General features: G+C 64.8%; 14 protein-coding genes and 1 pseudogene. All 15 read right to left on the bottom strand.

What is annotated here, in order from left to right; genetic code table 11:
• Nucleotides 1-36: 36 nt before the first annotated feature.
• The 15 genes and pseudogenes from CYU59_RS27895 to CYU59_RS27830 all read right to left on the bottom strand — a co-directional run bounded on the left by CYU59_RS27895 (nucleotide 37) and on the right by CYU59_RS27830 (nucleotide 13,146).
• A complete protein-coding gene (locus tag CYU59_RS27895) occupies nucleotides 37-933 on the bottom strand; it encodes a manganese catalase family protein (protein WP_293004516.1) in 897 nt (298 codons plus the stop codon).
• Nucleotides 934-1,106: 173 nt separating this feature from the next.
• Nucleotides 1,107-1,646 (bottom strand): isochorismatase family cysteine hydrolase, encoded by a 540-nt coding sequence (locus CYU59_RS27890; RefSeq protein WP_293004515.1) that lies wholly within the window; start codon nucleotides 1,644-1,646, stop codon nucleotides 1,107-1,109.
• Between the two features lie 159 nt (nucleotides 1,647-1,805).
• The gene (locus tag CYU59_RS27885) at nucleotides 1,806-2,210 is read right to left on the bottom strand and encodes a heme-binding protein (RefSeq protein WP_293004514.1); all 405 of its coding nucleotides are present in this window, start codon (nucleotides 2,208-2,210) and stop codon (nucleotides 1,806-1,808) included.
• 455 nt (nucleotides 2,211-2,665) lie between these two features.
• On the bottom strand, nucleotides 2,666-3,109 hold the full coding sequence (locus CYU59_RS27880; RefSeq protein ID WP_293004513.1) for a hypothetical protein: 444 nt from the start codon (nucleotides 3,107-3,109) through the stop codon (nucleotides 2,666-2,668).
• Between the two features lie 498 nt (nucleotides 3,110-3,607).
• The gene (locus CYU59_RS27875) at nucleotides 3,608-4,585 is read right to left on the bottom strand and encodes a mechanosensitive ion channel family protein (protein ID WP_293004545.1); all 978 of its coding nucleotides are present in this window, start codon (nucleotides 4,583-4,585) and stop codon (nucleotides 3,608-3,610) included.
• Nucleotides 4,586-4,771: 186 nt separating this feature from the next.
• A pseudogene (locus CYU59_RS29125) lies at nucleotides 4,772-4,960 on the bottom strand (ANTAR domain-containing protein); the annotation flags it as partial.
• Nucleotides 4,961-4,992: 32 nt separating this feature from the next.
• On the bottom strand, nucleotides 4,993-5,355 hold the full coding sequence (locus tag CYU59_RS27870; protein ID WP_363115416.1) for a GAF domain-containing protein: 363 nt from the start codon (nucleotides 5,353-5,355) through the stop codon (nucleotides 4,993-4,995).
• Between the two features lie 385 nt (nucleotides 5,356-5,740).
• On the bottom strand, nucleotides 5,741-6,064 hold the full coding sequence (locus CYU59_RS27865; protein ID WP_293004511.1) for an STAS domain-containing protein: 324 nt from the start codon (nucleotides 6,062-6,064) through the stop codon (nucleotides 5,741-5,743).
• Between the two features lie 255 nt (nucleotides 6,065-6,319).
• Nucleotides 6,320-7,078: a glycosyltransferase gene (locus CYU59_RS27860; RefSeq protein WP_293004510.1), complete on the bottom strand. Its 759-nt coding sequence runs from the start codon at nucleotides 7,076-7,078 to the stop codon at nucleotides 6,320-6,322.
• A 42-nt stretch (nucleotides 7,079-7,120) separates the two neighbouring features.
• Nucleotides 7,121-7,435 (bottom strand): glycosyltransferase, encoded by a 315-nt coding sequence (locus CYU59_RS27855; protein WP_293004509.1) that lies wholly within the window; start codon nucleotides 7,433-7,435, stop codon nucleotides 7,121-7,123.
• Entirely contained in the window at nucleotides 7,426-8,139 is a 714-nt protein-coding gene (locus CYU59_RS27850; protein ID WP_293004508.1) for a glycosyltransferase, read from the bottom strand. The genes CYU59_RS27855 and CYU59_RS27850 overlap by 10 nt, the downstream gene beginning before the upstream one ends.
• Nucleotides 8,136-9,497, bottom strand: coding sequence for a PIG-L family deacetylase (locus CYU59_RS27845; protein ID WP_293004507.1), 1,362 nt, complete (start codon nucleotides 9,495-9,497; stop codon nucleotides 8,136-8,138). The genes CYU59_RS27850 and CYU59_RS27845 overlap by 4 nt, the downstream gene beginning before the upstream one ends.
• A gap of 66 nt (nucleotides 9,498-9,563) precedes the next feature.
• Nucleotides 9,564-11,660 (bottom strand): catalase, encoded by a 2,097-nt coding sequence (locus CYU59_RS27840; protein ID WP_293004506.1) that lies wholly within the window; start codon nucleotides 11,658-11,660, stop codon nucleotides 9,564-9,566.
• Nucleotides 11,661-12,169: 509 nt separating this feature from the next.
• Complete coding sequence (locus tag CYU59_RS27835) at nucleotides 12,170-12,550, bottom strand: STAS domain-containing protein (protein WP_293004505.1); 381 nt, start codon at nucleotides 12,548-12,550, stop codon at nucleotides 12,170-12,172.
• 404 nt (nucleotides 12,551-12,954) lie between these two features.
• Nucleotides 12,955-13,146, bottom strand: a complete 192-nt coding sequence (locus CYU59_RS27830; protein ID WP_293004543.1) for a DUF4235 domain-containing protein — start codon at nucleotides 13,144-13,146, stop codon at nucleotides 12,955-12,957.
• Nucleotides 13,147-13,278 lie beyond the last annotated feature (132 nt).

Genomic DNA, 13,278 nt, shown 5'->3' with positions numbered 1-13,278 from the left:
ACAGGCCCGGGACGAGACAGCACAGGTCGGGAACGTTTAGGTGGTCGGTACGCGGTGCTCGTGGGTGAACGGCTTGTCACCGTCGACGGCCGGTGAACCCGACGGGTTGTGCTCGGCACCGGTGTTCTGACGGATGTCGGTGCCCAACCACTGCTGTTCGGGCTTGTCGATGTAGTTCCATTCGGTGCCATCCGGCCACGGTCCTTGACCTTGGTTCCAGGGTCCGCGGACCGACTCGCCTCCGCCGTTAGACATGTTGAACGCCACGTTCTGAAAGCGGTTGTCTCCTGCCAACGTTGCGGGTGGGAAGTTGACCGGCAATTCGTTCAGGGCGGCCGTGAATTGCTGGTAGTGAGCCACTTCGCGACTCATCAGGAAGGTCAGAGTGTCCTGAACTCCGGGATCGTCGGTGAATTGCTTGAGATACTCGTAGACGACCTTCGCCCGCGATTCGGCGGCCAGGTTGTTGCGCAGGTCAATAGTCGGGTCGCCGTTGGCGTCGATGAACGCCCCGGTCCAGTTGTTGCCGGCGGAGTCTTTGACGTCTGGGCCCCCGCCGCTGAGAACGAGAAACATCGGGTTCACCGCGACCTGATGAATGGCTTGCTCGCGGCCATCGCGGCTCGCGACCGCCGGCATCCAATCACAATGCTGGTGAGCAAGTTTCAGGTCGTCGTTCAATCCGTCGAGCAGCATCGTGATCATCGATCCCACCATCTCGAGGTGGCTCAATTCTTCGGTCGCGATATCCATGAACAGGTCATACATCATGGGATTTTTCTGACGCAGCACGAAGGCCTGGGTGAAATACTGCAGTGCCGCGGTGAGTTCTCCGTTGGCACCGCCGAACTGTTCCATCAGCAGTGAGGCGAACCGCGGGTCAGGTGCGCCGACTCGAACCTCGAACTGTAAATCCTTATTGTGAATGAACATGCGCGCCTCCAAGGCATGGCGAAACCCGGTGCGACACCAGGGTTTGCAGCGCGAACCAGCGGCTTAAGCTCGCGATATATCGAACCAGGGGCTGTAGTTCGCAGAATGGCACGGCGTGAAAAGCTGCACCAGCAATCGCTGTACCCGGTAGAGAGTCGCGCAAACATCGTGAATCAGCCGAGGCAGTCTGCCGCCGACGTCAACTCAGCGGCCATGTTCGCTTGCATCATCTTCAGCGCTGCCGTCGACAGCTCAGCGTGAATGCCGGCGACGCCGTCTCTCGGAACGACGACTGGGATGTGGCGTATGTAAGCATCCAGCGCGGTGTAGAGGATGCACTGCTCTGTGACTTGGCCGACCAAAATGAGGCGCTGAGTTTCCAACCTGCGCAGCAAGTAAGCCACCGACGTCGCATAGAACGCGCTGTGGCGAACTTTGGTCAGAACGGGATTGCCCTCAGCCGGCACGATCGGCTCAACCAGGTCCGGGCGCGCTCCCTCGCAGGCGGTTCGGACAATGTCGGTAAAGCCGGAAGCGAAGTCGCCGTAGTTATCGTTGACGTAGACCAGGTCCACGTCGCGGGAATCGCGCGCACGCTGAACCAGGTCGGTGACAGGATTGATGATCTTCTCGACACTGGGTATCAGCAGTTCGGCGTCATCGTGCTGGTAGCTGTTCATCATGTCGATGACCAAAACCGTGGTGGCACTCATCTGCCGCTGTCTACCCAGACATGTTGCGCTCCAGACGTACTAGGCACGCTGTTCTTGCCCGTGAAGGCCTTCGTCTAGGACGTTAGAAATGGGATCTCGAGCGTGGATCGTCAGCGAACGGCCCGCCCCGGCACCGGGACGTGGCCGTTCGCGACAACATCAGCCGGCCATGAACTCCTGGTATGCCGACTCCAGACCGGGGGGCAGTGCGGTGACATTGCACTGCCGTTCGGTGTCGCCGATCGGGGCCAGAACGCCGCGCAGGTCGTAGTACTCATTGGGGTGCGCGGTGAAGTAGCTGCGCAGATCCGATGCTGCCTGCGGGCGCGGCTGACCGTAGGCCGCCGTCACTACCTGGTTGGCGTCTGGATGCGCGGCAAGATACTGCTGCGCCGCACCGGTGGCCGATGAGACGGTGGTGTGAACGCCGTCGGGGCTGCAGTCCGGTGCGGCGATAGCCGCCGGTGCCGCGACGATCCCCGCAGCGACGGCCCCGCCCAGAAGGCTTGCGCTGATACCGGCAACGCGCCGCGCCGTGGTGGCGGTAAGGCTTGTTTTTGTCATGGTGGTGTCCTCCGAAATAGATCGCAGATGTGTCGGGAACACTGCTCGCCCCGCGAAACCCACGGTACCTGAACGTGTATCAGTCCGATCGGCGAAAATGATTCCGCAGCAGATCATTTGAGCCGGCTGGGACGACCGAGTGGTTTTGACGACCTCTATTGTGAATTGCGTGACACCAATTGCTCTGCGCCGCATCACTTTTCTAAGAAACCAGGGTGGAACCTTAACGTCACGCAAGTAAATCGTGATCAATTCGTGACGAAAGCGGCTTCCCGTGCGACGTTTCTTCGCGAGCTACCCGTGCACACACTAGCTACCGGTCAGAGGCGCCGTTAAGCGGCTTCCTGCTGTTCTGTTCGTGCGTCCAGACGGCAGACGTAAGCCGCGTCGCGGACTGCGTCGTCAGTTTCGGGGGCCGCACCCAGCGCGCCGCCGATCATCGCCAACGAGCAGGTCTACCAGGCGAGCTGAAAGTAATCGCGCAGCGAGGCCGCGTGACCCACAGCGGTGGTGGAGATCTGCGGGACCACGAACCAGAAGGCGGTGCCGAGAGCCAGCAGATACAACGCCAGGTACAGCACGCTCACGACATAATGACAGTCAGCACCGTACCGACGTTGAACAGCATCACCTGCTTGCGCGCTCCCGGCGACCCCAGGTTCCCAGAGTTCGGCCCCCACGATCAGCGTCGCGGCGGTCGCCCCGACTGACAGCGGCGAGGTGCCGGCCAGCCGCCGCCAGGCGAAGGCGTCCGACAGCCGCCACACGTCGGAATACACCAGGCCGAACACCCCGACCGCCACCGCGCCCGTCAATGCACGGGACAATCGCAACGACAACTGCCAGGGTTGGTTGGCTGCCACCATGCCGCCCAGCAGTGTGAGGTTGCCCGACAACACCCGCGCGGTGAACGTCGAACGCCCCGTCGGCGGTGCCGGTGCCGAGTTCTTTTCACTCGCTGAACCGACAGCCGCCGCGGATGCGACGCATCGCGTCGGTCATTGGTGCCGCGCTGGTGCGAGCCGATCAGGCGCTCCAGCAGACGCACGACTGCCTCGCGTATCCGGGGCCGCGCACCCAGCGCGCCGAACGCAGGAACCGACACAATCGCCATGTTCTGAACCGGGTTCGCGTGCGCCACCACCGGGCGGCGGTGAACATGCAGCGGGAGATCGGTCAGAAACACCACCACATTCCAGCCGCGGTCGAGCAGCAGGCGCCGCGCGGCGTCGACGATGCCGGCATCCGACGCTGGCGCCTGCACCAAGGCGGCCTCGTGTACCTCGATCCGCCACTTCGCCCCCGGCAGACGGTGCTCGAGTTCGTCCTCCAGGCCCGTTTCGGCCAGCGCTTACCGGTCTCGCCGCTGCTTTCCAGAACATTGAGTGTCGCCTTCATCAGCTTTGAACCTCGCGGGAATTCTCGTACGCGTGCTGTTGGGCTGCGGCCGCATCGGCGCCCGGGCCGCCGACGACCCCGACGGTGGCATCCGCCGCGGTCACGATGCCGGCGCGGGCCAGCGCCCGAATGACCAGGACACGCAGCTGCCGGCCGGCTTCGAACTGCTTGCCGGGCAGGGTCCGGGCGACCATCCGCAGGGTGACGGTATCGACCTGAATGCTCTCCACACCCATCAAGGTGGGCGCATCCAGCAGCAATTCACCCAATCCTGAGTTGTCCTGTGCGCGTTCGCATTCCTGGCGTAGCACCTCAGCAACACGGTGCAGGTCGGCGGTCGTGGACACCGGGATGTCGACCACCGCGCGGGCCCAGTCCTTGGATTCGTTGACCGCTATCACGATCTGGCCGTTCGGAATGGTCAACATTTCGCCGTCGGGTGAGCGCAGCCGCGTCACCCGCAGGGTCACGTTTTCCACCGTTCCGCTGGCCTCGGTGGCCGACACGACGGTCAGGGTGACCAAATCGCCGAAGCCGTACTGCTTTTCCGCGATGATGAAAAACCCGGACAGGATGTCGCGGACGACCTGCTGAGCGCCGAAACCCAGCGCGGCTCCAATGACCGTGGCCGGAGCGACCATGCCCTTGACCGAGAAGTTGAGCACGTCGGCGATGCGGACGACCGCCCAGATCGCGATCAGCACAATGAGTACCCACTGAATGACCGACGCGACCGCTTGGCGATGCTTGGACGATTCCGACCGGACCAAGGCGTCGCTCTCGACAAATTCTTCGTCGAGCTGATGGGTGATCTGGCCGCATACCCAGGTGACGAATCGGACAGCGAGCATCGCGGCGACCGCGACCATGACCACCCGCAGACCGCAAGTGATCAGCCATTGGCCGAGCTCGCCGAGCCAAAAATCGTGCCACCGCTGACCTCTACTAGTTGCTGTCAGGGTTGTATTCATCGCCATCAGGAATCCATCGATGTCTCCGCCGCGAACGGCCGCCGGTTGCAAACTCACATTCAGTGCGCGTCCTCGAAGAACCGCTTAGCACTCAACACGTTCGGCTAAACGCCTGTGGTGCAACAACTTGCTCTACCCTCCCGCTTCGTCGCAACCTTCCTACGCGTCGTCGAACCCAGGCGAGATCGGCGCTTAGGTGTTCGGGTTGCGGCGGTGCCCGTGGGCTAGCAGCGGCGGGGTCGCGGCTTCGGTGGCGGACCATCGCGCCAGGACTGATTCGAGCTCATCGTCGCGCTGGGCGTGCTGGACTTGCGCAGCGAGGTCGCGGACTTTGACGTTGCGCTGTTGGGAGACACGTCGCAGAATAGCGAAGGCCGCTTCCTCGTCGCAGGAAGACGGTGCATCAGAATGCCTTAGGCGCGGCCGATAGTTTCGCGGGTGGCCAGCGCTTCGTGCAGCTGATCGATCAGCTGGCGGGCGTCGCCGGAAAGCGCGGCGTTGTCCACCGCGGCACCTCCCTGCAGGGCAAACAGCAACACGAGGTCGAGAACGTGATCGCCGAACTGGTGCGGACTGCCGGCCAGAAGAGTGAACCCGACTCGGGGGTGCCGTTGAGTGGGCACCGGCAGCGCCAAACAGCTGCGGAAACCAGCCTGCGCCATACGGTCACGGAAACCCTCCCAGCGCTCCTCGGTGTGCGCGTCGTCGACCCGCCTCGGCTCGCGGTAAATCACTGCTTCGTAAATTGGTCCGTGCCAGGGTTTAAGGTCTGACACCGTGTGTGTCAGCGAGGTCGCCTCGCCGCCGGCGACGGTCTCGAGTTTGTGTTGTCGGGGGTTAGTACCGTGACGACCACGTGGTCGCAGCCCGGGATGGTCCGCGTCGCCCGCCCCACCAACCGCTCGAGCATTGTGGTGACGTCGTCGTCGTCGCGCAAACGACTGACTTTGATGAGGTCCTGGGTCAACGAAGACACCTGTTCATCCAAGGGAAGCGGTCCTATGCGGGGCGGGCCACGGAGAACGGTAATCGCCGTGCGCCGCGGTCATTTCAGTCAGGGTCGACTACCGTACGGTGCGAGTTACGCCGCTGGGCCCGAGCCGGTCGAATCGTCCGCGGGGGGCTGCGCGGAAGCAGTGCTCATCTCGGCCAGGGCATTGCTCAGCGACGTGTACAGAGGGATGACCCGGCTGATCCCGCGAGCACGAAGGGTCGGCGTACGGCGCGTCCGTCGGCGACGACCACCACCTTCGCGGCGCCGGCACGCTGAGCGTTCATCAGCACTTTAAGGCCGGCCGACGCCATGAAGTCGACCTTGGTGAGATCGAAGACCAGCGCCGCCGGGTGGTCGGCCAGCGAAAGCGCGGATTGTTCGGCGAGAAGGGGTGCTGTGGATAGGTCGATGTCGCCTGAGCCCGACAGCACCGTCACCTCGCGGATGCTGTACGCAGAGACGGCAAATTGCGGGGATTGCGGGCAAGGCATGTCCACGGCACCTCTGTTTAGTCGAACCTGGTCCGACAGCGACGGGCGGCCTCTTGCACCCAACGGTAAGACTGATCCTATGCGGTCGGGTCCCCAGCATCGCCGGCCGGCACCGCCATGAGGAGCGGCCGCCGGGGCGTCGTCGGGCGCTTCGTGTGCGTCTTCGACGCTAAAAGCCGCCACCAGGTGATCGCAGGCCGCTCGGTGCGCGGTGGAGATGACGGCCGTAGCCGCTGTGATGGATGTAATGACCGATTACGAGGCCACGCTCGAGAACATCGCGTCGGCGTCTGACCGGGGCCCGGCCCCGGTGTCGGCGCAACCGAGCGTCATGAGCAGTTGTTCGTAGCCGTCGAGCATCAGATCCAGCGACAGGGTAGCGCGCGCCTGGGCGCCGACAGCCTCGCGCTCGAAGCCGACGACGTCGGCGAGGGCGGCCGAGAGTCGCTGGACCGCGCCATGGCCGGGATCGACCAGTCGGCCGACGTCGTCGTCCACCACCTCCGGCAATCCGCCGCGGCGCAGTCCGACCACCGGCGTGCCGCACATCTGAGATTCGGCCGCTACCAAGCAAAATGGCTCTTCCCAGCGCGGCGTCACCAAGGTAGCGGCGCTCGTGCCGTACAGGTCGGCCAGTTCGACGCCGCTCAGCGCGCCCAGATAGCTCACCGCATCACCCAGGTACGGTCGGATCACGCGCTCAAACCACGCCGGATCACTGATCGGACCCGCCAGCCGCAATGGGCGGCCGGCGGCCAGCGCCGCCCCCACGGCGATGTCGGCGCCCTTCTCGCGGGTGAATCGCCCGACCCGGCACAGCGCTTCACCACCGGCGCTGGGAGGGAAACGCCGCGGATCCACGCCGTTGCGGATCACTTGGGCATCGGCCAGCGTCGACCACATCTGCTGCATCGCGGCGCTGACGGCGACGAAGTTGCCGCTGCACCCGGCAAGCCAGGCGCCGATCTCCATCCACGGAAACGGCGGTGTGTGCAGCGTCGTGACAACGGGCATGTTGAACACCGGGCTCAGCGCTAGCGGCAGCTGATGCAGGCTTTAGTTGAGTATGGCGTCGAAATCTTTGCGGCGCAGGAGATCCCGTACAGCGGCCAGATACACGAACTGGTCGTGCAAAAACATCTCCTCGGGCATGTTCGGGTCCCCGGAGGCCACCAGTGACAACGGCGGTAGTTCCGGCATCGCATGCACGCGATCGGCGAGTGCCGGGTCACTGCCTGGCAGCGCGTAGAGCTCCACGTGATGGCCGCGGCCACGTAATCCGCGGGTCAGGTCGGCGGTGAAGCGTTCTTGACCACCCGCGTAGGGCTCGACCACTGGATGACGGGACGGCCCCAAGACGGCTAGGCGCATGATGAGTCCTTTGGGCCGAGTTCGGCGATGTAACTGGCGAATCCACCCTCGACACGCGACGCGGTACGCGCCGACGTCGTGACGGTGGTCTGATGCGTCGCTTCCCACCGGTAGCCGCCGGCCTTGATCCGGTCGACGAGGTCGAGGTCCTCGTGCAGCGACACCGCGGCGAAACCGCCCACCGTCTGGTAGGTGCTGGCCCGCAGCCCGAGGTTAGCCCCATGGATGTGGTCGTGTCCCTCGACCAGGCGGTGGCGTTGCCGCCACAGCCGATTCGCGTGCCGGTTGAGCCGATCGGGGGTGACGGTTCCAATCACGGCGTCGGCGCCGGTGTTGGCGAACTGCCATTGGGTGGTCAGCCACGACCCGGGCACGATGGTGTCGGCGTCGGTGTTGGCCAACCAGACTGCATCTGCGGGGATGCCGGCCTCGCGGGCGCGGGTGATTGCATCGATCGCGCCGGCATGGCGGGCGGCTCCGACCCGGCCGGCGCAGCTGCGAACCGTCCGTGCGCCGTGCGCGCGAGCCAACGGGCCCGTCTGATCTGTGCAGCAATCCAGCACGACTGTGGCATCGCAGGTCACGCCGGGATGGCGGTGGCGCAGTTCGGCGATCGCGGCGGTGATGCTGAATAGGCACGCCTCGATGTGGTCCTGCTCGTCGCGGGCCGGCACCACGACGGCCATGTGGCGCACCGACGTCATGAGACACCTCCGTACTCCTGGTGGAGAGATCTTGGTTCGCCCCACGCCTGGATCGTTAGATCGGCGTCCTGGTAGCGGGCCCGCATCGGCAGATCGAGGACCGCCTCGGCCTGGCGGTGCACGGTCGGCCCGTCGAGCGGGGTGTCCTGGGTCGGCGCGGCATAGTTGGCGATCAGGATTTCGCCGCGGGGGCGCAGTCGGCGGCGCACGGCCCGTAGCGTCGCGTACAGATCAGGGCCATTGAGGAAGTAGGTGACCTCGGAGACACGATGAGGTCGAACTGTTCGCGCGGTATGTCCGCCGGCGCTGTGCCGGCAATCCAACGCACCGCGTCGGTGCGCGCGCGCGGCATCCAGTGCCCGGTCGCTCGCGTCCAGCCCCACCGCATAGTCGGCGTGGGCACGTAGCCGTTCAGCGAGTTGACCGGTCGAACAACCGATTTCGAGGACACGGTGGTAGCGGGGGCGGCCCAGGCGCGCCAGGGTCTGCGCCAATCGCCGTTTCTCGTATTCCGATGCGTCCAAACGCCAGGGGTCGGTGACCCCGTCGTTAAGCATCGGGTCGAAGGACTGCGCGATCTCGGCGCGGGAACGCGGTTTGGCGATGTGCCCGTCGACGCGCGCCGCCAGGTCGGCCGGCAGCGGGATGAGTACCGTCTCTATAACACGGCGGGCCCGGGTGCGCAGCGCCGGCCCGATGACGGGGGAGCCGTCGGCCGAATTCAGTTGGCTTACATAACAGTTGAGGGCGCTATCCTTGGCGCTCATAGCCGGCAGTGACGGCGCGGTGGTGCGCTGTCGCGCGAAGTCGACGTCATCGGGTGTGGCCCAGTGCCACAGCCACACCGGGTAGAGCAGCAGCGCAGCGCAGCGCCCCTCACGGGCGCAGACTTCTGCTGCCACCGAGACCGCCTCGTGGTCGCTGTGGCCGTCGCACTCCACTGGTGCCAGCAGCAGAAAGTGGGCGCCGATCCGGTCACTCAGGCGATCGATGATCGCGTCGGTGGCACCGCCGAGAGCCCCGTCGGGGAAGTCCCACCAGTGCGTCAGGATGTGGTCGCCCAACGCGCTCAGCGCCCGCTCGCCTTCAACGCGGCGTTCGGTGGAGCCCGCTCCGCCACCACCGTAGGTGGTAATGATCACGGTGACCGTCGCCGCACCGCCTGCGAGATCGGCCAGAGTTGTTCCGAGGGCCAAGGTTTCGTCGTTCGGGTGCGGCGCAATGACCATGACGTGCGGATAGCGCCGCGGGACGGTGTCGCGCGCCAGTCGCGCCACCGAGTCCCACCGCGCATCCAGCAGCCACGTCGATTCGTCGGTGCCGGGTTCGTCGTGGGTGAACGGCCGGGCGTGAGTCATCCGCTCACCTTCGGTCGAGAATGTAACCCGCGATGGTCGCCGGGGTGCGTTGATCGCACGGTGCAGTCAGCGCAATGCGACAGGCTCATGTACGGCGAGCGCGCGGTCCCAGACCCGGTGCAGGCCCAAGGCGGTGGTCAGGTGGCCGATGAAATTCTTGTCGACCGACTCTCCGAACTGCACACCGGGCGCGTCGGTGTCGATACCGGCATGTTCGATGACTGCTCGACCGTCTCCCCATGCCACGATCGGCTTGCAGTGCCGAAAAGCCTCCTGCAGCAACGGAGTATGCCGGACATCTGGCGTGGTGCCACCCGCCACGACAACCGCGTCGAATTCTATAGATCGCGCAGTCACCAACGTGCGCTCGACGATCTCGGATCGTCGGCCCGACTTCAGTTCCCCGCCTGCAGGGGCGGTGAGCAATGGCACGACGCCGCGCTCAAGAAGGGCTTTGATGAGCTTGCCCACTCCGGCCAGGTCAGCGCCGACGTCGGCGATGATGCCGACCTTGCGTCCGTCGACCGGCCCCGGCTCGGTGACGATCTGCGACAGCGACGGTGACAGCGGCACCTCCGCAGGCGGATGTCCCTGCGGTGCCGGCAATCCCAAACCGGCGGCGACCTGCGCGCACAACCCGGTGTCGACATTAGCCAGCACTTGCAGTTCGCGTTCTTTGATGGCCTGCTCGTAGCACTTGCCGAGCTCGAAGGTGAAGGCCTCGATGATGTGGATCTTCTCGATCTCGGTCAAGCTGCGGTAAAACAGGGCCGGTTGGGTGAAATGATCGTCGAATGTTGCGGGCTGAGCCCGTTCGGCTGGCCCCTCAATGTGCCGAGGCGTCTGCACGTAGCCGCCCTCGTCGGCGGCCGCAACATTGGGTTCGCCGCCGTCGATGCTGTTGGGACGGTACGGCGCCTGCCCCGTGTGCACAGCGTGCTGGTGGAAACCGTCGCGCAGCATGTCGTTGACCGGGCAGTGCGGCCGGTTGATCGGCAGCTGAGAAAAATTGGGTCCGCCGAGCCGGGTCAGCTGAGTGTCGAGGTAGGAAAACAGCCGAGCCTGCATGAGCGGGTCGTTAGTGGGTTCGATGCCGGGCACCAGGTTGCCGGTGTGGAAGGCGACCTGCTCGGTTTCGGCGAAATAGTTGGTGGGGTTGCGGTTTAGGGTCAACTTGCCGATCGGCTCGACCGGCACCAGCTCCTCAGGCACCAGCTTGGTCGCGTCGAGCCGATCAATGCCCTCATAGGTGTCGGTGCCGTCGTCGGGCATGACCTGGATGCCGAATTCGTACTCCAGGAAAGCACCCGCCTCGATGCCGTCGGCCATGTCCCGGCGGTGAAAGTCCGGGTCGCAGCCGGCGGCCAATTGCGCCTCTTCCCAGACCAGGGAATGCACGCCGGCCACCGGCTTCCAGTGAAACTTCGCCAGGAAGGTCTTCCCGCGGCGGTTGGACAGCCGGAAGGTGTGCACACCAAAACCTTCCATGGTGCGATACGACCGGGGCAGACCGCGATCGCTCATGTTCCACAGCACGTGGTGGGTGGCCTCGGTGTGCAGCGAGACGAAATCCCAGAACGTGTCATGAGCCGACTGCGCTTGCGGAATCTCCCGATCGGGCTGGGGCTTACCGGCGTGAATGACATCGGGGAACTTGATGCCGTCCTGGATAAAGAAGACGGGGATGTTGTTACCGACGAGATCGAAGTTGCCTTCGCCGGTGTAGAACTTGACCGCGAATCCGCGGGTGTCGCGGACGGTGTCGGCTGACCCGCGCGAACCCAGGACCGTCGAGAACCGGCAGAACACATCGGTTTTGGTGCCTTTGCGGCCCAAAAAACCGGCCCGCGTGTACGGCGACGCCGTGCCGTAAGACTCGAAGACGCCGTGCGCGGCGGCACCGCGGGCGTGCACCACACGCTCGGGAATGCGTTCGTGGTCGAAATGAGTGATCTTCTCCCGCAGGTGAAAATCCTCTAGCAGCGAGGGGCCGCGGCTGCCGGCCTTCAGCGAATGGTCGGTGTCGGGCAGCCGAAGCCCCTGTGCGGTAGTCAGATACGAGCCCTGCTGGGCGCGCGGATCAGAGTCGGAGCCATTGGCGTGCGCGCCAGTAGGACTCTTTTTGGCGGGGGCGGACTGCTCGGGCTTGCGTGCGGGGGGCATAGAAACTCCAAAATTCATGGCTGGTCACCCGCGGGGCTAGCGTGATGCGTCCAACACCGGGGGTATTACCCGCTCCGTCGCGATCCAATCCTCATGATCGCCAACACTGACCGCCGCGAAACTATGGGTGTCGTCTTCGCAAGGTCGATAACAACAGTGGGTCTCGATCGCGGGACCGAAAGTATTGTTCGCCAACAGGTCTCGCCACGGCTCAACTGGCTGTTTCGTGCTGGGGACTCTGCGGACCGTCGGTGGCAGTGGGCACATGCCTGGGTCCGCCACGCTCCCCAGGTCGAATTTCTCGGACGCGTTCCGGGGACGGTGAATGCGTGGTCGGCTCTGACGCGGTGCCCTTCGCGAGCCGGCCTGTGGCCTGCCCGATGACACCGCGGCTCGCGAACTGTCGGCGGAGCCGATCGGTGCGCTCAGCCCTCGGCAGCGCCGCGCGGCGTGCGTGTCTTTTACGCGATTTCGGCCAATCGACCGTCTCGCGCACGAGACGCCGGTGGTCAGCCAGTCCGGCTCTCGCCAGTATCTAATGCGTCGACGGCGTCGGCCAGCGTGGGATAGATCGGTATCAGCGTGTCGATGCCCAGCAGGCGCAGGGGACGACTAGTCGCCGGTCCGTCCGCGACAACACCAAAGTCGACGTCCTCGGCCTGGTTGTGCGCATTTGCGAGCACGTTGATCCCGGCAGAACCGAGGAATTCCACCCGCGACAGGTCGACGATGAACGCCGACGGTCGGCGCGACAGTACGCTGTCGACATGGGTCTGGAGCTGCGGGGCGGTCAACATGTCGATGGTGCCGACGGCCGATAGCACGACCGCGGTCTCGCTGGCGCCTTCGGCGACGATCAGGCCGTGACGGGGATTCTCGCGTTGGTTCATGACGGTCCGGCTCCCTCACTGGCGGATTGCGCATGAGGCTTGAGGCTGAACCGGCGCGCGTGACGGTACGAAGCCGAGTCTATGCAAGGTAGCCGGATCCGTCAGCCCGGCGATCTGTGGCTCGCGCTAGCCCTCGCCGCCGACCGCCGGTCCCGCCGTCTCGCCACTGGCTGCCGAGGACGCGCTGGGGTTGGTGGCGGCGACGTCAACTTCTGGGCGCCGTGTCGACCGGCAGCGTGACAAGCGCCGCGGGACTGCGAGGGCTTGACATCACATTTCGCTAGTGGAAGATGCGGCTTATCCGGGCCGCGTTTCCAGCCGAAGCGTGAGATGCGTTGCCAGCCCTAGCTCTATCCGACGCCGAGCGGCGACTCTCGGGGTGCTGGTTCGTTCGTGATCGCTTGCTAACTGTGGGCCCCTGCGCGGTCAACGGCCGCTTTCACTACGCCGAAAACTAGCCCCTGCAGCCCTGCTCCTAGCAGGACTGTGCCAACTGAGCGACTCAGGTCTTTAGGGTTCGGTGGAGCCGGTTCGTTGTCGCTGAGGCGTTTCCAGATCAGCCCGAAGAGCGCGCTCGCGACTAAACCCCCGGCCACACTGGTGGCTGTCGGCGTCGCCTGAAAACTGACCCCGTGTCGACGCCTGAATTTTGACCCCCTTCGTCTGAGTCTCGGCTTATGAGCCGAGAGGAGAAGGGAGTTGTTGTCAGTGGAGGATTGGGCTGAGAT

Origin of the sequence: Mycobacterium sp. (genome assembly GCF_002863225.1) — a bacterium.
Lineage (GTDB): Bacteria > Actinomycetota > Actinomycetes > Mycobacteriales > Mycobacteriaceae > Mycobacterium.
The sequence above is the reverse complement of the archived record's forward strand: the minus strand, read 5'-3'. Positions and strand labels throughout refer to the sequence as shown.